The sequence below is a fragment of the Drouetiella sp. genome, assembly GCF_059504425.1.
Window position 1 is genome coordinate 1 of record NZ_JCACIN010000098.1, and the last position, 21,095, is coordinate 21,095.

General features: G+C 50.1%; 17 protein-coding genes and 1 CRISPR repeat array. Of the genes, 14 read left to right on the forward strand and 3 right to left on the reverse strand.

From position 1 onward, the window contains the following. Window positions 1–120: 120 nt before the first annotated feature. A CRISPR array of direct repeats spans window positions 121–1,022; the repeat unit is 37 nt; unit sequence GTTTCAATCCCTGAAAGGGTTTTGTGGTGGCTGATGC. A 371-nt stretch (window positions 1,023–1,393) separates the two neighbouring features. Together rsmG and AC5JMP_RS23260 are read right to left on the reverse strand one after the other, a co-directional pair. Then, window positions 1,394–2,188 carry a 16S rRNA (guanine(527)-N(7))-methyltransferase RsmG gene (gene rsmG / locus AC5JMP_RS23255; RefSeq protein ID WP_495853900.1) on the reverse strand — a complete coding sequence of 265 codons (795 nt, stop codon included), beginning with the start codon at window positions 2,186–2,188 and terminating at the stop codon, window positions 1,394–1,396. Between the two features lie 29 nt (window positions 2,189–2,217). Then, window positions 2,218–2,922: an ABC transporter ATP-binding protein gene (locus AC5JMP_RS23260; protein ID WP_495853886.1), complete on the reverse strand. Its 705-nt coding sequence runs from the start codon at window positions 2,920–2,922 to the stop codon at window positions 2,218–2,220. 429 nt (window positions 2,923–3,351) lie between these two features. On the opposite strand from AC5JMP_RS23260, the gene AC5JMP_RS23265 reads away from it, so the two are divergent. The 7 genes from AC5JMP_RS23265 to uca all read left to right on the forward strand — a co-directional run bounded on the left by AC5JMP_RS23265 (window position 3,352) and on the right by uca (window position 12,415). Next, window positions 3,352–4,335, forward strand: a complete 984-nt coding sequence (locus tag AC5JMP_RS23265) for a Sll0314/Alr1548 family TPR repeat-containing protein (protein WP_495853887.1) — start codon at window positions 3,352–3,354, stop codon at window positions 4,333–4,335. 84 nt (window positions 4,336–4,419) lie between these two features. Continuing rightward, entirely contained in the window at window positions 4,420–5,346 is a 927-nt protein-coding gene (locus AC5JMP_RS23270) for an MlaE family ABC transporter permease (RefSeq protein WP_495853888.1), read from the forward strand. Between the two features lie 278 nt (window positions 5,347–5,624). After that, window positions 5,625–6,026 carry a fasciclin domain-containing protein gene (locus AC5JMP_RS23275; protein ID WP_495853889.1) on the forward strand — a complete coding sequence of 134 codons (402 nt, stop codon included), beginning with the start codon at window positions 5,625–5,627 and terminating at the stop codon, window positions 6,024–6,026. Window positions 6,027–6,372: 346 nt separating this feature from the next. Then, the gene (locus AC5JMP_RS23280; RefSeq protein WP_495853890.1) at window positions 6,373–6,786 is read left to right on the forward strand and encodes a hypothetical protein; all 414 of its coding nucleotides are present in this window, start codon (window positions 6,373–6,375) and stop codon (window positions 6,784–6,786) included. A 467-nt stretch (window positions 6,787–7,253) separates the two neighbouring features. Continuing rightward, a complete protein-coding gene (locus AC5JMP_RS23285; RefSeq protein ID WP_495852513.1) occupies window positions 7,254–7,976 on the forward strand; it encodes an urea amidolyase associated protein UAAP1 in 723 nt (240 codons plus the stop codon). Window positions 7,977–8,033: 57 nt separating this feature from the next. Beyond that, the gene (locus tag AC5JMP_RS23290; RefSeq protein WP_495853891.1) at window positions 8,034–8,675 is read left to right on the forward strand and encodes an urea amidolyase associated protein UAAP2; all 642 of its coding nucleotides are present in this window, start codon (window positions 8,034–8,036) and stop codon (window positions 8,673–8,675) included. An 83-nt stretch (window positions 8,676–8,758) separates the two neighbouring features. After that, the gene (gene uca / locus AC5JMP_RS23295; RefSeq protein WP_495853892.1) at window positions 8,759–12,415 is read left to right on the forward strand and encodes an urea carboxylase; all 3,657 of its coding nucleotides are present in this window, start codon (window positions 8,759–8,761) and stop codon (window positions 12,413–12,415) included. Here uca and AC5JMP_RS23300 read toward each other — a convergent pair. Continuing rightward, window positions 12,412–13,215 (reverse strand): ABC transporter ATP-binding protein, encoded by an 804-nt coding sequence (locus AC5JMP_RS23300; RefSeq protein ID WP_495853901.1) that lies wholly within the window; start codon window positions 13,213–13,215, stop codon window positions 12,412–12,414. The genes uca and AC5JMP_RS23300 overlap by 4 nt on opposite strands. A gap of 337 nt (window positions 13,216–13,552) precedes the next feature. Here AC5JMP_RS23300 and AC5JMP_RS23305 point away from each other — a divergent pair, with 337 nt between their 5' ends. The 7 genes from AC5JMP_RS23305 to AC5JMP_RS23335 all read left to right on the forward strand — a co-directional run bounded on the left by AC5JMP_RS23305 (window position 13,553) and on the right by AC5JMP_RS23335 (window position 21,021). Beyond that, on the forward strand, window positions 13,553–14,833 hold the full coding sequence (locus AC5JMP_RS23305) for an aromatic ring-hydroxylating oxygenase subunit alpha (RefSeq protein WP_495853893.1): 1,281 nt from the start codon (window positions 13,553–13,555) through the stop codon (window positions 14,831–14,833). Further along, the gene (glnT, locus tag AC5JMP_RS23310) at window positions 14,811–16,172 is read left to right on the forward strand and encodes a type III glutamate--ammonia ligase (RefSeq protein ID WP_495853894.1); all 1,362 of its coding nucleotides are present in this window, start codon (window positions 14,811–14,813) and stop codon (window positions 16,170–16,172) included. Before AC5JMP_RS23305 ends, glnT begins: the two co-directional genes overlap by 23 nt. 33 nt (window positions 16,173–16,205) lie before the next feature. Continuing rightward, window positions 16,206–16,940, forward strand: coding sequence for an SDR family NAD(P)-dependent oxidoreductase (locus AC5JMP_RS23315; protein WP_495853895.1), 735 nt, complete (start codon window positions 16,206–16,208; stop codon window positions 16,938–16,940). Then, complete coding sequence (locus AC5JMP_RS23320) at window positions 16,927–17,799, forward strand: ABC transporter permease (protein WP_495853896.1); 873 nt, start codon at window positions 16,927–16,929, stop codon at window positions 17,797–17,799. The genes AC5JMP_RS23315 and AC5JMP_RS23320 overlap by 14 nt, the downstream gene beginning before the upstream one ends. A 47-nt stretch (window positions 17,800–17,846) precedes the next feature. Continuing rightward, window positions 17,847–18,767 carry a DMT family transporter gene (locus AC5JMP_RS23325; protein ID WP_495853897.1) on the forward strand — a complete coding sequence of 307 codons (921 nt, stop codon included), beginning with the start codon at window positions 17,847–17,849 and terminating at the stop codon, window positions 18,765–18,767. Window positions 18,768–19,197: 430 nt separating this feature from the next. Then, window positions 19,198–20,202 (forward strand): ABC transporter substrate-binding protein, encoded by a 1,005-nt coding sequence (locus AC5JMP_RS23330; RefSeq protein ID WP_495853898.1) that lies wholly within the window; start codon window positions 19,198–19,200, stop codon window positions 20,200–20,202. Between the two features lie 39 nt (window positions 20,203–20,241). Next, window positions 20,242–21,021, forward strand: coding sequence for an MBL fold metallo-hydrolase (locus AC5JMP_RS23335; RefSeq protein WP_495853899.1), 780 nt, complete (start codon window positions 20,242–20,244; stop codon window positions 21,019–21,021). Window positions 21,022–21,095 lie beyond the last annotated feature (74 nt).

Sequence of the window (21,095 nt, forward strand, 5' to 3'; positions counted from 1 at the left end):
GAAACCTCGATCCTGCTTTTAGATGTCAATGAAATTTAAGATGCGTTTGCCCTGGATCTAATTTGCTCTCGCAAAACTGTCTGAACTATTGTTACTTGATTACTGTCTGTTACATCTTTTGTTTCAATCCCTGAAAGGGTTTTGTGGTGGTTGGTGCAAGGGCTGACGGGCTTTCTCACTGTCACCCACAGGTTTCAATCCCTGAAAGGGTTTTGTGGTGGTTGGTGCACTTTGCAGCGTTGAGGCTTTGAAGCTGGAGGAATGTTTCAATCCCTGAAAGGGTTTTGTGGTGGCTGATGCCTGACGAGGCGACAGAAGCACAGAGAGCCGTCTTTGACCGTTTCAATCCCTGAAAGGGTTTTGTGGTGGCTGATGCCAAAGCACTTTCTCTTGTGCATTCCAGGATGCTGGTTTCAATCCCTGAAAGGGTTTTGTGGTGGCTGATGCTTTAACTGCGAAAAGCCTTGATAATTAGGAATGAGTTTCAATCCCTGAAAGGGTTTTGTGGTGGCTGATGCGGTAGAAGGAAGTGATTTCAAGCACTTGAGCAAAGTTTCAATCCCTGAAAGGGTTTTGTGGTGGCTGATGCAGTATAAAATTACAACTTTACTCGCTGGGATAACTGTTTCAACCCCTGAAAGGGTTTTGTGGTGGCTGATGCTGACGTGTTCATCTTCGATCGCTGCCCAGTCCTTAGTTTCAATCCCTGAAAGGGTTTTGTGGTGGCTGATGCCATACCCCGATGAGGCGATATTGCCCTTCAGTTTCGTTTCAATCCCTGAAAGGGTTTTGTGGTGGCTGATGCCATCAATCAGGGTTCCATCAGGAATGCTTGTGAACGTTTCAATCCCTGAAAGGGTTTTGTGGTGGCTGATGCTTTGAAGAATGCCCCTGTTGACTGGAATTCTTTAGAGTTTCAATCCCTGAAAGGGTTTTGTGGTGGCTGATGCCTGTGCATCAGCCAGCTTTTGGTACTCTCCCGTTTGTTTCAATCCCTGAAAGGGTTTTGTGGTGGCTGATGCGGTGGGCGCTTAGAAAGTTGTCTGTATGCAATTTTCAAGGTTCGACTGCGCGGATGCCATCGATCGTAGCATTTTTGGCGGCTGGATTGGGGAACTGTCATCTTAATTTTATCCCTACAAAGCTCACTCAGTCAGGGTTTGAGAGTTTGCGCGGAAAAGAATTTAAGGAGATTGGCTAAAACTCAGGTGGGCAGAGTGATTCAGCTTCATTTCTAAAACACTGGCGCAAAACATCTACCTACTCGCGCACTACCAGCAACTAGAGAGGGGTGGGAGAGGGGGCTGTCCATAAAATTACTTCAAGATCAAAGGAGGATATTTGCTGATTTCTGTCATCCAGTATTTTGCCAGCAGCCTTGCCCAAATAGTTTCTAAAGCGGCAGTTTAGCTGCAACCCCTACAGGACGAGGCAAGCTGATGGGAGTTGGGGCAACTTTTTTGAGATAGAGGCAATGGCGATCGCTCTGGCTCACAGGCGTTTTGAAGGCTTCTGTTGCAGTCAATTCACCGCCTAGCTGTTCCAGCGTTCTCTCCAGAACGATCGCCTCTTCCTCCGTCCACTGTCCTCGATACAGCACAGCAACTCCGCCAATTTTTAGCAATGGCAGCGCGTATTCGGCACAGACAGCAGCATTAGCAACGGCACGAACTAACGCCAGATCGTAGACTTGCCGATGATAGGAACTATGACCAATTTGCTCAACGCGATCGGTCAAGGTTACAGCATTGGAAATCTCTAGTTCAGTCAGCAGGCTATCGACAAACGCCATTTTCTTGCGGGTAGAGTCGAGGAGCGTGACTTGCCACTGGGGCAGAGCGATCGCCACAGGCAGACCTGGAAACCCCGCTCCTGTGCCAATATCAATCACTTTAAAGCTTGTCTCCGCTGAAGGGACTGCTTCTGCCATGTCCCATGTTCCATTCCCCAGCCAAGGTTTAATCCCTCGCAGCGAGTCCCACAGATGCTTTTCCAAAAAATCCTGCGGGTTAGTAATGCGAGTCAGATTAAGCTGACGATTGCCTGCCAAAATCAGCTCGTACAGTTTTTGAAACCGTGTCTGTTGGCTTGAATCAGGCTGCCAGTTTAGCGTTTGCTGCCAGACTTCAAGATCCTGCGGCAGAACAGGAATTTCTACAGAGGCTTGCTCCTGTATTTTTACAGGCATTTCTACAGGCACTTCAGGCACTTCCATACTCACTCTTCACTTTTGCTCCCTGAAATAGTTGTCCCTGGAACAGTTTGACCTAAAACGGGCTGGTTAAATAGAGCCGGATCAATGGGAGTCAGCTTACCGTAATTGAGCGTCCAACAGCGATCGGCAATTGCCGCCATTTCGCCCGGTTCATGAGACACCACGAGCAGACTCCATTCTTTTTTTAGCTCAGTCAGCAGACTAATCACCTGCTTGCGCATCGACCAATCCAGCCCTGCGGTAGGTTCATCTAGCAGCAGCAGAAAAGGTTGTCTGATCAACTGCACTGCCAGAGCCAGACGGCGTTGCTGCCCGCCGCTGAGCGATCGTGGAGCCGTGCTGAGCGGCAGATGTCCTAAGCCCACAGATGCCAGAGCGCTATCAATTTTCTCTTTACTCAACTCTGGATGACCCAGCCGCAGCTCTTCCAAAATCGTGTGCCCACAAAAGTGCCGCTCAGGAAACTGAAACACCAGCCCTGCCAACTGCTGTAAAGAGTCAGGTGCAAGCTCTTGATCTCGCCAAAGGATTTTGCCCGTCGTCTGCCGCGCCAGCCCTGCTAGAACTTCGAGTAGAGTGCTTTTTCCAGAGCCACTAGGCCCAACAATTAGCCCAAGCTGCTGAGGCGCAAGTTCTAAGCTGATCGATTTGAGAATGGCGGTATGGGTGACGGCAGGGTGGTAAACCAGGTCTTTGAGATAGAGCATTCAGGCGATCGAATAATTGTGAATCGAATCATGACGCGAGGAAGTCATCTTAGCAATCAGCCCCAACCCAAAACTTGGAGAGGGTAAATCGCTGTCTCCATCTTAGTGGAACGATAGGAGTTCAGTAGGAGTTCAGTGATGGCTGAGCCTAACTCCGCCCTAGCCAGAATACCCGATCGCTGGAACCTGAAAAATGCCGATCGCGTCAAAGCTGCTATTCGCCTAATTTTTTAGATTTACGGCTTTTCTGGCTTGAGGGATGAGTTTTTTGTGAGGGGGACATGCGTCCCTCACAAAAAACTCATCCCTGATTCAGCAATGCCCTTGCTCCAGCCCATTCATAAAAAGCTAAATTGGAGTTCAAAGACTTTAGATCAAGACTTTCAGCAAAGACTTCTAGGACAGCAAAATAGGACAGCAAAAACAGCTATGACACGCTTATTTCAGAAGTTTCGCCGATCTCTCATCATTAGGACAGGTGCGGCGATCGCCCTCACTCTCCTGCTCAGTTTCTGGTTTCATCCGGCTCAGGCTGATCCTTTTCGGACTGCTAATGCCCATGCGATCGGTTCTAAGACAGAAGCTGCGTTTAAGACGCTATTTGAGCAGGGCAACTACCAGCAGGCAGAACAAATGCTGCAATCTGCCGAACCCGATGAACCCCTTGCCCATGCCATGCAGTCTGCTCTGGCTTACGTGAGCCAAGACTGGGAAAAAATGGGTGAAAACGCCCGACTCACCCGCGAAACAGCTGAGAAGCTAGTATCAACGGATGCCTTACGAGGACATCTCTATGTCGCTGCGGGTCAGTTTTTAGAGGGCGCCTACACCCTGTCAACTCAGGGCACCGTTGCAGCAACGCCGACGATCTTGGCAAAGCTCCAGCAGGTGTTTGATAATATTTCTCAGGCAGAAAAAATTGACCCTCAAGATCCAGAGCTAAATCTGATGAAGGGATTTATGGACTTGATGCTGGCGGTTAATCTACCGTTTGCCAATCCCGATCAGGCGATCGAGCGTCTTGCCTCAAATGCTGCCCCTGTTTACCTGGCGCAGCGGGGGATTGCCATTGGCTATCGCGATTTGGATCAGCCTGACAAAGCGTTTGCCGCCGTTGAGGAAGCCATTAAAACGACGCCGGGAAGCAATAACCCTGAGCTGTTTTACCTGAAGGCACAAATTCTGCGGCAGAAGGGCGACAAACTGCAAGGCGATGAGCAAGCTAAAACTCGCCAGGATAGCGTTCGCTTTTTCCGAAAAGCCTGGGCGCTGCGCGATCGCTTCCCCGAAAGCCTCGTGCGTCAGCTAAGCCGAGAAGGGTGCCGTACCTTTCAGCAGTCGCGCAACCGCAACCCAGATGCTTGCAGCAGCGGTTCTGTAAATTGGCAGGGCAACCAGCAGAGGCAAGGGTAAGCAGAGAAGAGACAGGAGTAAAAAGATACTTTTAGGATAAGGCGATCGCCCACCAAGCATAATCGTAGGGCAAGCCCCCATAAAATGGCTGGAAGTGAACCCAGAGCTTTTACAACGGCCGGGTACTCTTCTGGAGAAATTATTATGATGCGATCGCGCCTATGTTTAATTCTGAACTGGTTTACCGATCGCATTTGTCCAGGAGAAAGCTTTCAGGGTGTTCGTCTGATCCGCTTCCAAGGTGTTTCTGATGCCTGGAACCGAGTCTGGATATTGCGTCTGGCATTAGGAATTTTTTTGGGTGGGCAAGTTTTGGTACATTTGTTCACTGGCAAGATCTATCGGCGCAATGTGCTAGAGCATATGGCAGCTGTCGCCGATTCTCTGAATCCGGTGCTGATGACTAACTTCTTTGCGGGCATGATTTTCACGGTGCAAACGGCGCGGCAGCTTGTCCATTTTGGCGCAGTTAGCATGGTGGGCGGAGCCTTTGCGATCGCCTTCTGTCGGGAGCTAGCGCCCATCTTGACGGCTTGTGTGCTTGCTGGGCAGGTGGGATCTGCCTTTGCAGCCGAGATTGGCGGTATGCGCGTCACGGAACAAATTGATGCGCTACACATGCTTAAAACTGACCCAATCGATTTTTTGGTGGTGCCCAGAGTCATCGCCTGCTGTCTAATGCTGCCCACCCTGACTCTGCTAGGGCTAGTCGCCGGAATTGGAGGTGGTGTTTTTGTTGCAGCCTATTTTTATCACCTGCTACCTTCTGAGTTTCTCAGCTCAGTGCGATCGACCTTGCAGGTTGCAGATCTGTTTAACCTGGTGCTGAAAGCTTTTATTTTTGGGGCGATCGTCGCTATTTTGGGCTGTAGCTGGGGTTTAACGACAACAGGCGGAGTCAAAGGCATCGGTCAATCGGCAACAGCCGCCGTTGTGACGACCTGGGTTTCAATTTTTGTGGTCAATTTCTTCCTCTCGCTAGGCTTGTTTCAGGAGTTGGGAGCACATTAGCTTCCAGCTCCTGAAACAGGCGGCAGGAATAAAAGTCACTTTCTTAAACTGTTGATAACCACTAAAGATACACTATTGTGCATTGCCGTGAATATTTTCATACTCTTGAGTTGACATACAGATACTTCTCTAGAGAATGATCTATGCCTTTTGAAGGGTTTGTTGCAAGTTATACAGCTATTACGCCAATAAGACGCTAACTAAGACATTATTTTTAACAACAGTGTGTCATCCTAGTTGATGTACACAATGGTTTTAAAGACCAAGGTTGAACATAAATGGCTGACATTGTTGATACTGCTGTTCAGGCGGGTTCTTTCAATACCTTAGTGGCTGCGGTGAAAGCTGCTGGTCTAGTCGAGACGCTGAAGGGCGCAGGTCCTTTTACCGTATTTGCACCCACCGATGAAGCGTTTGCTAAATTGCCAGCAGGCACGGTAGATGGATTGCTCAAGGATATTCCTCAGCTCAAGAAAATCCTTACCTACCACGTTGTCTCTGGTAAAGTAATGGCAGCTGATGTGATGAATCTAAAATCCGCAAAAACGGTGGAAGGTTCAGAAGTGAAGATTGACACGACAAACGGAGTCAAGATCAATTCCTCAACTGTGGTGACTCCCGATGTTGCTGCTGACAACGGAGTGATTCACGTCATTGATACCGTGTTGATGCCCGCATAGGCGATCGCACTCAATAGGCGTAATCCTCAATACTGAATGCGTTTGCCTGTACCTTTGACCTTTCTTTTCCAAAAGAGAGATGAGGTGGGGGCAACGTAGGTAGTTCTAAAGGACTGCAATAAAAGTCCCTTTCCAATATCGGAAAGGGACTTTTCAATTGACGTAGTTTAATCCAATTCTGGGAGGGGGTCAGCGTACCTCTATCAAAAATCCAGATCGATGAGTCTGATGTATGGCTGTCGCCAGCCTGCTAATGCAGTGCAGAGTTCAAAGGCATATTTTCTCATCAGATATGCGAATATATCAGACAAGGATTCACTGATTTGAATAAAAGGATATTTTCTCAATGAATAATACTAAAAGACAGTTAATGGGTTCAGTGGCGATCGCCAGTCTGCTCTGTGCAGAGATTACGTTACCTATTGCTGCTCATGCTGCAACTCCTGAAGCTTCCATCCGCTTGAGTCAACTTCAACCTTGGAGACAGGCTTATGAGTGCGGTGATTTCGCAATCGAGCTGGGCGAAGAAGGCAGAGACCGCTATTCCTATGAAGCTGTAAATGCCAGAGGGCAGAAGCTTTCCCTAAGCGACGGTACGCACCATGGTGGTCGCAACTATTCCTCCATCTATACGTTTAACGGCAATGACGGCACTCAGTACGTGCTGGAGGACTTTGGCGGGGGTAAAGCAGCGCTTAGCATTGGAAACTATCCAGACGCTAGTGTTACCTATGACTGCACCACAGATGGAAACCCGTAGAAGCGTTTCTGTGGCTGTTCTTTAGATGCTTTGAAGCTTAAGTTTTATAAGATTTGCAGCTCTAGCGATGTAGTAGCGTCGCGCTAGAACGAGACTCAACGCCCAGACTATCTTGCCTCTGGCGTTAGGTTGACTCGTAATGCTGTTGATCAATTATTCAAGAATGTGTATGCTAAGTCTGTGCAGACAGCCATGTGCAGATAGCTAGCGTTAGTGCGAAGGCACACGCAGGAGCTTTGGGATGCCTCTTCAAAATCTAGATTAGCAGGTGAGGCTGCAAATCCTGACTTGCTGGCGATCGCTGGTTGAAATCGAATTAGGTGGGGATGCGATCGCTGGATGAATTCTGCATTACTGCGTCTCTGAAGCCAAGCATTGCTAAAGCCCTTGCGTCACCCCTAAAAATCAGAAACGACGCTGAATTGCTAGGTTCTATCAGGTCTAAAGAATGAATTCAGGAGTCGATCATGTCTACCGAATCTGATGCGCAAAGTATGGCTCTCGATTCAGCGCTGATTGTTGAGAATGAAATGATTCCTGGCGGAGCCTATTGGTCTCGCATGATTCAACATGGCACAACACTGCGAATTGCCGCACCTGAAGGCTCTAGAGGCGTTGCTCTCCTCTGCTACAATGCCGATAATCTGATCGAGCGATATAACGCTGCTGACACCGCTAAAATTCAGTTCAATGCGTTCTTGAAGAAGGGAATGCTGCTCTACTCCGATATGGGACGCGTACTGTTCTCTATTACGGAAGATACCTGTGGCTTACACGATATGCTGAGCGGATGCAGTAACGTCGTGACCAATGCGAAGTACGGCGAAGGTGATTTTAAGAACTCACGCGATAACTTCATGCTGGCGTTAACTAAGCGGAATCTGGGCAAAAAAGACATCATGCCTAACCTCAATCTGTTCACTCGGATTGCGGTTGATCCAGAAGGAAACTTAGCTTGGACAGAACAAACAGCTCAGCCTGGAAACTTTATCGATTTACGGGCAGAGATGAATGTGTTGGCAGTTCTATCCAACTGTCCACATCCGCTCGATCCTAGTACGGTTTACGATGCCAAGCCCATTCAGGCGATCGTCTGGAAATCGCCGCTTCCTGCTGATGACGATCGCTGTAGAATAGGCAATCCTGAGGCAATTCGGGGCTTTCAAAATACGGATGCCCTGTTTGCATGAGCATCCCCTGCTTGAAACTTCCACCTCAGAACCTTGAGAATAAACAGGAGCCTTTCTATGACTTCAACTTTTATGCCGCAGCTTGATCCGAAGCTGGCAATTTATGATCAGGTGCTGCCTGCCCGCAAACCTTGGGCGCAAGTGATCAAGAAAGGGCAAACGCTGCGAATTGTGGATTTGGGCGGCAATCAGGCTGTCGATTTCTTGGTATACAACGCCGATGATCCTAGCGAACGCTACAGCGCTCCTGATACGATTCGGGCACAGGGCAATATTTTCATTACAACCGGAACAAAGCTCTACTCCAATGACGGTAACGTATTGATGGCCGTTTTGAGTGACACCTGCGGAAAGCATGATACCTCTGGTGGGGCTTGTAGCTGCGAAAGCAATTCAGTTCGATTTGGGCTAGACAAAAAATGGCAGCATGCCTGCGTTGAGAATTTTCTTTACGCCCTCAAGGACTATGGTTTAGGCAAGCGAGATATGACCAGCAATATCAACTTTTTTATGAATGTGCCGATCAGCCTTGATGGCACCCTAGAAATCGTAGACGGCATTTCCGATCCGGGCAGCACGATCGATCTGCGGGCAGATATGAATGCGCTGGTGGTGATTTCCAACTGTCCGCAAATGAATAATCCCTGTAACGGATACAACCCTACGCCCATTCAGCTCATCATTTGGGATACAGTCTAGGGAATCGAGGAGGAGCGATCGCCTCTCCACAGAAATTTTGTTGCTCAGGCGGTTTTGACAGTTTCCTCGTGTTCTCCAAACCTATGTTTACCAAAGTCTTGATTGCCAATCGGGGTGAAATTGCCTGTCGCATCATTCGCACGCTCGATCGTCTAGGAATCGCCTCGGTTGCCGTTTATTCCGAAGCCGATGCTTACGCGCGTCATGTGTCTATGGCAGGGGAATCGGTGGCGATCGGCTCGGCTCTGGCAGCAGACAGCTACCTGCGCTGGGAGCGAATTTTGGCAGCCGCCCAGCAGACTGGAGCCGAGGCGATTCATCCCGGCTACGGCTTCTTGAGCGAAAACGCAGAATTTGCCGAGGCTTGCGCGGCGAAAGGCATTGTCTTCATCGGCCCAACACCCGCTCAGATGCGCAGCTTTGGGCTAAAGCATACGGCGCGAGAGCTGGCGGCTCAGAATCAGGTGCCTTTGCTGCCCGGAACTCCGCTGCTTGATACCGTGCAGCAGGCGCAAACGGCAGCGGCGGCGATCGGCTATCCGGTCATGCTCAAAAGCACGGCAGGGGGTGGCGGCATTGGCTTGCAGCTTTGCCATAATGCAGACCAGTTGGCAGATTTATTTCAAACCGTGCAGCGGCTGAGCCAGAACAATTTTAGCCAAGGGGGCGTTTATCTAGAGCGGTATGTGCAGCAAGCCCGCCATATTGAAGTGCAGATTTTTGGCGATGGGCAAGGACAGGTGGTGGCTCTAGGTGAGCGCGACTGCTCGGTGCAGCGGCGCAATCAGAAGGTGATTGAAGAAACGCCTGCGCCTGGAATTAGCGACGATTTGCGACAGCAGCTTTATGGTGCTGCCCTGAGTTTAGGTCGCGCCATCCAGTACCAATCGGCAGGAACCGTAGAGTTTGTGCTGGATGTCGATCGCCAAGAATTCTACTTTTTAGAGGTCAACACGCGCCTTCAGGTGGAACATGGTGTGACCGAAGCGGTGAATGGCATTGACCTTGTGGAGTGGATGGTGCGGTTAGCCGCAGGAGACTCTACTTTTCTGAATGGCTACTCGCTTCAGCCCCACGGACACGCGATCGAACTACGAATTTATGCGGAAGATCCGGCGAAAAACTTTCAGCCTAGCTCTGGCATTTTGACAGAGGCAAGCTTTCCTGACAACATCCGGTGCGATACCTGGATCGAGCGAGGCAGCGAGGTCACCCCCTACTATGATCCGCTGGTGGCAAAGCTGATTGGGCATGGGGCATCTAGAGAGGAGGCGATCGCCCAGCTCAAATTAGCCCTCGATCGCTCCCAACTGGCAGGCATCGAAACTAATCTCGACTATCTGCGGCAGATTTTAGATGATCCGACTTTCAATAGTGGCACCCTAACGACTCAATTTCTAAATTCTTTCCAGTACCAGCCGCTCACGATCGATGTGTTGGAACCAGGAGCCTTTAGTGCTATTCAGGACTATCCGGGGCGAATAGGCTATTGGAATGTGGGAGTGCCGCCCTCCGGCCCGATGGATTCTCTGGCGTTTCGGCTGGGCAATCGCTTGGTGGGCAATCCAGAAGCCGCCGCTGGGCTAGAGCTAACCGTCACAGGTGCAACGCTACGCTTTAATTCAGATACGGTGATTTGCCTGACGGGTGCACCTATGGTGGCAGAACTGGAAAACAATCCCGTACCTTTTTGGACGGCAGTGGCGGTTGCTGCGGGCAGTATCTTGCGGATGAAGTCGATTCAGGCCAACGGCACCCGTACCTATTTGTCAGTGCAGCACGGCTTCGATGTGCCCGATTATTTGGGGAGCAAATCGACCTTTACGCTGGGAAAATTTGGGGGACACTGTGGGCGATCGCTGCGCATAGGCGATGTGTTGAAGCTGAATCCTGCGGGTGCCATTTCTAAGCCAGCCTCTCTCCCTGCTGAACTGATTCCCCAATATCCCGATCGCTGGGAGATTGCGGTTCTGTACGGGCCCCACGGCGCACCCGATTTCTTTACGCCCGAAGATATCGAGATGCTGTTCTCTACCGACTGGGAAGTTCATTACAACTCGGCGCGAACGGGAGTGCGCCTGATTGGTCCCAAACCCCAATGGGCGCGACGGGACGGCGGCGAGGCAGGTCTGCACCCCTCTAATATTCATGACAATGCTTATGCAGTAGGCACGATCGACTTCACAGGCGATATGCCGATTATTCTGGGTCCCGATGGCCCTAGCCTAGGCGGATTTGTCTGCCCAGCAACGATCGCCCTGGCAGATCTCTGGAAAATGGGTCAGCTCACCCCCGGAAATACCGTCCGGTTTCATCGCATTTCCCTGACTGAAGCCTTACAGCGAGAACGTCAGCAGGATCAGCAGATCGCTATGTTGGTGGGCAGCCCTCAGCCGATCGCGCCACAAGCATTGTCGCTGACAGCCTTGAACCCCTCAGCCTTAAATCCCTCAGTAAACCCCTCAGCCCTAGACCATGATGCCGTACTGCATGAAATCCTGGCTGCCGATCAAACGGCTGTCAAATATCGCCGCGCTGGGGATGATTACGTCCTGGTTGAGTATGGCGATCTGGTGCTAGATCTGAATCTGCGCTTTCATGCCCATGCGCTGATGGAATGGCTAATGGCGCATCCACTGCCCGGAATCCTAGATCTAACGCCCGGAATCCGCTCTCTGCAAATTCACTACGATCACCAGGCGTTATCCCTTGAGCAGTTGTTGGAGACTTTAATCGCGGCGGAACAAGAGCTACCTGCGATCGATACCCTGGAAGTTCCCACGCGCATCGTACATTTGCCCCTGTCGTGGGATGACGACTCGACCCATGTGGCGATCGATAAGTATATGCGATCGGTAAATCCCAAAGCTCCCTGGTGTCCCAGCAATATTGAATTCATCCGTCGCATCAATGGGTTAGAGAGCATTGATCAAGTCCGCGAAATTCTGTTTAACGCCAGTTACCTCGTGTTGGGATTGGGAGATGTTTATTTAGGTGCGCCTGTCGCAACCCCTGTTGACCCACGCCATCGCTTAGTGACGACAAAATATAACCCTGCCCGCACCTGGACACCCGAAAACGCTGTAGGCATTGGGGGTGCCTATATGTGCGTGTACGGCATGGAAGGCCCTGGCGGCTATCAGTTTGTGGGACGAACCGTGCAAATGTGGAATACCTTCCGGCAGACCGCAGATTTTCAGGCGGGCAAGCCCTGGCTACTGCGCTTCTTTGACCAAATTCGATTTTATCCGGTGTCTGCGGCGGAGTTGCTCCAGTATCGAGATGATTTTATTCACGGCAAAGTTCAGCTCGAAATAGAAGAAGAAATTTTCAGCTTGCAGCAGTACAACGAGTTTTTGAAGACGATCGCTCCCGAAGCTGCCGCATTTAAAGCGACCCAGCAAGCTGCATTTGAAGCAGAGCGCGAACGTTGGGCGGCAGAAAATCTCTTGGTTGAAGTTAGCGAAGCTGCGCCTCCACCGCCCGATGAAGCCACCTACGATCTGCCGCCCGATAGCCAAATGGTTGCGGCTCATGTTCCGGCTAGCGTCTGGCAGATCGCGGTTGAAGCAGGGGCAAGGGTTGGAAAGGGCGATCGCCTAGTCGTGCTGGAGTCGATGAAGATGGAAATCGCCGTTACGGCACCTGTCGCAGGCACGGTGATTGAAGTGCTTTGTGCTCAGGGACAAATGGTGGCTGTGGGGCAAGCGCTGCTGATTATTCAGACAGAATCGCTCTAGTGGGCATCATCCCGCAAAGCATGAACAATCTCGCGCTTGATTTCAAGGAACTCAGAGGACAGCTTCATTTCCAGGTCGCGATGCTCAGGTAAGTTTACCGATATCTCCATCTTCATCCGACCTGGACGTGAACTCATCACATAAACCCGCTGAGACAGAAAAATCGCCTCTTCCACGTCGTGGGTAATCATCAGTACGGTGGTGTGGGTCTTCTCCCACAGCTCCATCAAAAACTGCTGCATTTGCTCCTTGGTCTGAGCATCAAGTGCCCCAAAGGGTTCGTCCATCAGCAGTACGGCAGGCTCATTGGCGATGGCACGCGCGATCGCCACCCGCTGCTTCATGCCCCCCGAAAGCTGCTTGGGAAAAGAATTTGCGAACTGAGTCAGTCCAACGACATTGAGAAAATAGGCAATACGCTCGCGCTGCTCGGCTTTTGGCATCTTGCGAAGCTGTAACCCAAAGGCAACATTCTGAGAAACCGTCAGCCAAGGATAGAGCGTATAGCCTTGAAACACCATGCCGCGATCAGAGCCAGGTCCCTTGACGGCTCGACCATCCACCAAAACTTGACCGGCTGAAGGTGAAACCAGCCCCGCCACAATATTGAGAAGCGTAGATTTGCCACATCCCGATGAGCCGACTAAGCAAACAAACTCTCTGGGATAAAGCTTAAAGTTGATGTCTTGCAACACCATTAGCTGCTTTTTCCCCTGAATGGGATAAGACTTAAACAGCTCTCGAACCTCCAATTTAGGATGCTCTGAGCCACTCAGTTCGTCACCAGTATGGGCTATCATTTCCCGCGAGCTATGAGTTGGGCGGGCATCGAGCATGATTCTAAAGATCCTGTCGTGTGACGCATATTCTTCTTAGTTAAGCTTATGCAAATAACTGAAAATGTTAAATCGGAGACATTCTTTCACTGAGTTTGTGGATGTGTTTTGCAGATATGTAAGGTGAGAAGAGCATTCCCAAACTATTTTCCCTGTTCGTATTCAGAGATACAAACTAGAAATTTAAGACATTCATAGACTGTGGGGACTCATTTATTAAATAAATCCTAGCATTCTCATCCCCAGACCCTTCTCGGTCAAGGATAGATCGACCCTGAGCGAATATACGGAAGTTGCAGCTGTGATCAATTCCATCCCAGTCAAGGTCAACCCCATTGACGGTTCACAAGCCCTGCGATCGTGGCGACAGCGATCGCTCCAGCGGGAAGCTACAGCCTTACCTGCGGAAGTCTATTATTCTCCAGAAATTTATCGGCTAGAGCAGGAGCAAATCTTTGGCAAATACTGGTACTATGTCGGTCATGTCAGTCAGCTAGAGGGTGCTAACTCCTATTTCACCGTAGACATTGCCGAGCAACCTCTGGTGATTTTAAGAAATAAGGAAGGAGAACTGCGCGCCTTTTACAATATCTGTACCCATCGGGCAGGACCCGTGGCGATCGGCAGCGGTCAATGCAATCGGCTCACCTGTCTGTATCACGCCTGGAGCTTTGACCTAGAGGGCAACCTGCGCGGTATTCCAGATATGGAAATGGCTGAGGGTTTTGATGTCGCCGATCACGCCCTGACGTCAGTTCAGGTAGATATTTGGGAATCCTTTATCTTCGTCAATCTTGACCGCAACTGTGAGCCGCTCCAGGTACAGCTGGGAGAACTGCCGGAGATGTTCAAGCGGTATCGCTTGAGTGATTGGAGGCGAGTCCATAGCATTGACTACTGGACAGATACAAACTGGAAGCTCTACGTAGAAAATAATACCGAGAGCTATCACGAACCTTCAGTGCATCCGATTTTAGCAAAGTATTACCAGAGCGTTGAAGCAGAGGCAAGACATCACTACTACCTGCAATACACGCCTTTTGTGGGAAATGATGATTTGCCGATTAGCCTTGATCCTGACCTGTATATCCATGGGTTAAACGATCGCGAAATGGCGGGTGTTTCAACCATGAGCTTTTTTCCCAACTTTGCCTGGATTATCTCTCCTACCTGCGCCATTATTTACCTAATTGACCCACAAGGCCCCAAGCGCACCCGCATCCGCTGGGATTGGCTGGTGCCTGACACGGAAGCAGCAACCTCTGCCGAAAATCTGGAGCCACTGATTGAGTTTTTTGACAATATTCAAAAAGAAGATCTAGATCTGCTTCCGGCTGTGCAAATGCGGATTCAGTCCATGGGCTACAAGCAGGGGCGACTTTCTCCAACACGTGAAGTGGGAACCCATCTCTTTCAAGAGCTGATCATGAGCGCGATCGCTTCCTCTCCCCATAGCAACCGCCAAGGCGGTTGCTATGGGGACATACGCAAACTAGCGACAGCTATGGATACTCTTCGGGTGCAATCCTTCAGTTTCCACAATCGTTCTTACCATTCAAATGTCCGAACTCCAAACTCCTGAACTAGAAGCACTCAGACAATCCTTAGAAGATCAGGGTGTGAAATATGCCTTGGCGAGCTTCGTAGACATTCACGGGATGTGCAAAGCCAAAGCGGTGCCGCTTTCCCACATGGGGCAAATGATGGCAGGATCAGAGCTGTTTACGGGCGCGGCATTAGATGGGGTACCGCAAGATGTTAGTGATGAGGAGGTGTCTGCCCGTCCCGATCCCGACTCAGCAATCATTTTGCCCTGGAATGGGCAGATTGCCTGGTTTGCTAGCGACCTCTATTTGAAAGGAAAACCCTTTGAGGCTTGCTGTCGGGGCATCTTGAAAAAGGTGTTGGCGGAAGCCGCCGCCATGGGTTTCACCTTTAATCTCGGCATTGAGACAGAATTTTTTATCCTCAAAGAAACGGAGGCGGGGACGATCGCCCCGGTGAGCGATCGCGATACGTTAGCCAAGCCTTGCTATGACGTTCAAGGTCTGCTGGACAACTTCACCTGGGTGACTGAAATTGTCGAAGCTATGAATGGTCTGGGCTGGGATGTCTATTCCTTTGATCATGAGGACGGCAACGGACAGTTTGAAACGGACTTTGCCTACTGCGATGCCTTAAAGATGTCCGATCGCCTCACTTTTTTCCGGCTGATGGTGAAGGAAATTGCTAAAAGGCACGGCTATTTCGCCACCTTTATGCCCAAACCTTTTGCCGATCGCACGGGCAGCGGCGCACATTACAACATGTCTTTGGCTGACCTGCACACCGGAGCAAATCTGTTTGCGGAATCCGATGACCCACGAGGTTGTGGTCTGTCTAAGCTGGGATACCAGTTTATCGCAGGGGTGCTCAAACATGCTCCTGCAATCTGCGCCGTCATTGCTCCGACGGTCAACAGCTACAAGCGGCTCGTTCCCAGAGGCAGTATGTCGGGGTTCACTTGGGCACCTGTTTACATTTGCTACGGCGACAACAACCGAACGAATATGCTGCGGATTCCCTTGGGGGGCGGTCGGGTTGAGTGCCGCGCTGCCGATATCTCTAGCAATCCCTACCTGGGGGCAGCCATGATCTTGGCGGCTGGACTGGAAGGGATTAAAGAACAGCTTGATCCGGGTGAACCCCACACTGAAAATATGTACAAACACTCTCTAGAGCAGCTTGCACAGATGGGCATTCAGTTCTTGCCGCGCAATTTGGGAGAAGCGATCGCTGCCTTTTCTACCGATCCCTTGAGTGAACAGGTGATGGGTTCTCTGATGTATCAAACCTATGTGGATTTCAAGACTCAGGAATGGCACGAGTATCACAATCATGTATCTGACTGGGAACGGCAGCGCTACCTCAAATTCTTTTAATTTTCAATTCCTCTACCCTATTTCTCTTAAGCTATGGCTGTTGCACTCATCACGGGCGGAAGTTCCGGAATTGGTCAAGCAGCGGCAATGCTGTTTGCTCAACGAGGATATCAGGTGGCGATCGCGGCTCGGCGAACTCAGCCCCTTGAAGCGGTTAGACAGGCGATCGCTGACGCAGGATGTAAAGTGATGTCAGTCACAGCCGATGTCGCTGTCTCATCAGAAGTCAATCAAATGGTGGATGCTGTTATTGCTGCCTGGGGACAAATTGATACCCTGATCCATGCCGCAGGCATTGCCCACGAAGGCACCCTTCTAGATACCACCGAAGCCCAATGGGATGAAACTATTAATATTAACCTTAAGGGAACTTACTTGGTGAATCAATCCGTTCTCAAGCACATGGTCGATCGCGGTCGGGGATCGATCGTCAATGTCGCCTCAGATGCGGGGCTTACCGGAGGACGAAATCTTGCCGCCTATTGCGCTTCTAAAGGGGGAGTCGTGCTTTTAACGAAGGCAATGGCGCTCGATCATGCGCGGCAGGGAGTCCGGGTGAATGCCCTTTGTCCTGGGCCAGTAGATACCCCGATGACGGCGGGAATGTCTGCCACAGAAATGGCGCACTGGCAAGCCATGCTTCCGATTCAACGCTTTGCCTCTGCGGCAGAAATTGCTGAAGCTGCCTATTTTTTGGCTCATGCCGAATACGCAACAGGAAGCTGTTTATCTATTGATGGAGGGAATACCGCCGGTGGCTCAATCTAGTTTCAATCAACCTAGCTCTGACGCACCTCTTGCAGATGCAACTCGCGAATATCGCTATCTCCAGCCCTCTGTGTTTTGGAATATTCGCCAAGGATTTCCTCGCAAGCTGGCGCTGTTGGTAGTGCTGGCTTCTTTGGCAGTACCGCTGGTGCTGTGGGCGATCGTCAGCTATGGGGGACTGGTTCCAGCAATATTTCTGCCAACGCCCACGGCAGTGCTGCAAGCAGGCTACAAAATGTTTACGCAGGATAATCTAATTAATGATGTCCTAGTGAGCTGTGGTCGAGTTTTGGCAGGCTTCTTGGCGGCTGCTCTGATTGGCGTGCCCATGGGAATCGCAATGGGTACATTTGGCAGCATGAATAGTCTCTTTGCTCCCTTCGTGGGCACAGTTCGATATATGCCCGTTACAGCATTTGTGCCCCTGATCATCATTTGGGTGGGTTTAGGTGAAGAAGCCAAGATTCTAATTATTACGCTTGGTGTGGTTCTGTACAACGCAATTATGGTTGCCGATGCGGTTAAATTCATTCCCAATGAAATGATCAACGTTGCCTATACTCTAGGAGCCAATCGCCGCGATGCGCTGTTCAAGGTGATTATTCCTGCGACTTTTCCCAGCGTCCTAGACACCCTGCGAGTCAATATTTCTGGAGCCTGGAACTACCTCGTCATTGCTGAACTGGTTGCAGCCCAAAGTGGTTTGGGCTTTAAAATTGTCCAAGCCCAACGATTTTTACAAACGGATAAGGTTCTGTTCTGTATTGCCATCATTGGTTTGATTGGCTTAATCATTGACTACGGATTAAAGTGGATTTCTCAGCATCTGACCCCTTGGGCAGATCAGGTTCGTCACTAAATTTTTCAGCCCTACTCAGGCTGAATTTGCTGAGGATAAAAAATTTAATGCTCCGAAAACTGTTTAGCAGACCCTTGGGACGGTTGTCACCTGGCATTGCTTTTGCGATCGCAGCTCCGCTCTTTTACAGCTTGACCATTCCCCTATCTAAAATATTTCTGCGCCAGGTCGAACCCTGGATGTTAGCGGGTCTACTCGATCTGGGGGCGGGTTTGGGCATGGCGATCGTCTATCTCCTCCGGCGAGTCATAAGCCATCGACCCACTCCCAATCTGATGAATAGGCAGGACTGGTACTGGCTCCTTAGCTCAATTTTTGCAGGTTCGCTAATGGCTTCTGTCTTGCAGGCTTATGGCATTGCTAACAGTACAGCCGCTGTCGCATCGCTGTTGCTGAATCTAGAAGGGGTATTTACAGGACTGATCGCCTGGTTTGTCTTTCGGGAAGCCTTCAATTCGCAAACTGCCATAGGACTGGCTATCATCACGACTGGCAGCGTCATTTTAGTCTGGGCAGGGGATTCTACCCTCAAGTTTTCCTGGGGAGCGTTAGCCATCGTGGGAGCCTGCATCGGCTGGGCTACCTCTAGCAACCTTACCCACAAGGTTGCTGCTAAGAATGTGATCCAGTTGACCATGGTTAAGACCTTCATCGGCGGCTTTCTCAACGTTATGCTTGCCTCAGCCGTAGGCGAAACCCTGCCCAACCTAACGCTCGTAGGAGTCATTGCGATCGCCGGGTTTCTCTCGATTGGTCTGACCTACTTCTGTCTGATTTTGGCGCTTCGGCAGCTCGGTGCCTCCAGAACTGGCGCGTTCTTCTCAATATTTCCGTTCGCGGGTGCAGTTTTAGCCGTCATCACGCTAGGAGAATCGATCACACCGCAGCTCTTGACAGCCGCAGCGTTGATGGCAACAGGTCTGTGGTTTTGCCTGAGAAAGAAAAGTTCTAACTCAGCCGTTGGGTAATCTCAGTCGATCGCAAAGCTTACACTTGCTAGAAAACCCACATTAAGATGTCCATACTAAGATATTTATCCTGAGAATTGAAATGAACTGTTTTAAGAAAACTAAGCTGTGAATTTATAGTTCATGCGATGTGCGACTCTTTTTCTAAAGCTCTTGATCTGTATGGGGCAGGCAAGATATCTGCCCAGATTTGGACGGGCAAGATGCCCATCCTACAAGACTTTCAGACCAAGCTGCACATTGCGTGAGTTCGTTGTTTTGCAAATCTTGAGCAAAATTGAGATAAGGTTCGGTGACTTACCCTCCGATCGCCCTGTTATCTCTAGGTTTTAATCAGGAGATTGTATCTCTCCTAACATTTCTATCGTTCAGAACTCAGTTTAATGACTTCTTAAGGTCAACTTGTGAGCATGGTAAGGAGTTTTAGATCATGAACGTCCCCCAAAGGATTTCGCGTCGTCAGGCACTCTGGTTAGTCGGTGGCTTGGCTGGGGGAGTGGCTCTCCATGGCTGTACCCAGCCCTCCGCCTCGACGGCGGCGGCTCAAACCTTGCTTGCTGGCATTAGCCCGTGGCCAGGATACTCCGGTCACTATGTTGCTATGAAAAAGGATCTTTTCAAGGCGGCAGGTGTCAATGTCCAGGAAACATTCTTCCAGAGCGCCAGTGAGCTGATCACGGGATTTCTGGCAGGTAAAGTAGATATTGCATCTACGACTTCTGGAGATGCGATCGAGATGATTCACAAAGATCCAACCATCCGCATGATTTATGTGGTGGATTATTCCGACGGTTCTGATGGCATTATTGGACGAGATATCAACAGCCCCGCCGATTTGAAGGGAAAAACTGTCGGGCGGGAAAACCTGCTGTTTGAAAACGTTTTGCTGCGCGCATACCTGGAAAAAGGAGGGCTAACGGAGAAGGATATTGTGATTAAGGATTTAACGGCTGCTGATGCGGCAACAGCATTTGCGGCTAAACGAGTGGATGCAGCAGTTTCCTATGAGCCCTGGATGAGTAAGGCAGCCGCACAGGGCGGCGGTAAGCTCATCTTCAGCACTAAAGGCACTAACTTGATTGCAGATACGATCGTGACGCGACAGAAGGTGATCGAGACGCGAAAAGCCGATCTTCAAGCTTACATTCGAGCCTGTGCTGAGGCGGTGAAACTTGTGAATGGTAAAGATGCTGAAGCCATTAAGATTGCGGGGGATAAGCTGGGTGTTTCGGCGGCAGAGATGGAAATGCAGCTTGCAGGTGTGAAGGTGTTTGACATTGAAGGCAACAAGACGATCGCTTTCAACCCTAGCAATCCCAATAATGTGATGAAAAACTTTGAATTAACGGTCAAAGTTGCCTACGAATCAAAGCTGATTCCTGAAATGATGGATATCAATTCTTTGTACGATGACTCGATCGTAAAATCACTCTAAAGCGGTTGTTATCCTTTCACCTCACTCAAGTCTGCCTGCGTGACCTACCCCAAATCCGTCTGTGAAAGCTGGTTTTCGACACAGCGCATTAGTGACAACCTCTATCTTATTACTGAGCCTCATTACTATTGGTGGAATCGAGCTAATCTGTGGTTGATCAAAGGTCGAACTCAGGATTTACTCATTGACACTGGATTGGGTGTTTCTAGTTTGCGGCAGTATATTGCCTCTCTGATTGATAAGCCCTTGCTGGCGATCGCTTCTCATATTCATTTTGATCATGCTGGAGGAATGCATGAATTTGAGCATCGCGCAATTCATGCCGCAGAAGCAGAAGCACTACGAAAGGGGGACAACTATGAGGCATTGTGCAAGCCTGAACAGGGCTGGGTCTTGGAGGAACATTTTGCACAGCTCCCCCACGCCGAGTTTACCGTCCAAGAATATACCTTGACAGCATCGGAACCCACGCAAATCCTGCAGGAAGGAGATGTGTTGGATCTGGGCGATCGCGCCTTTGAAGTCATGCACCTACCGGGTCATTCGACCGGGTGTATCGCCCTCTATGACCCGATTGCCAAGGACTTGTTTTCGGGCGATGTTATTTATGAGGGCGAGCTGCTGGATGAATTACATTGCAGCCATATTCCCACCTATGTTGCCAGCTATGAGCGTTTGCAGAACTTGCCGATCGCAACCGTCTATCCAGGACATTACAAAATTTTTGGGCAGACGCAATACCAGCAGATTATTGGTGAATATTTAGAGGCAAAACGACAACTGGGGTGTCCATCAGAATTGCTGCACAAGCATGAGTAAACTAGAGTCAATACCTGGGTGATATAGCGCTACGAGAACGAGTTAGGACATTATTGTAGAGGTAGAGAAGCGTT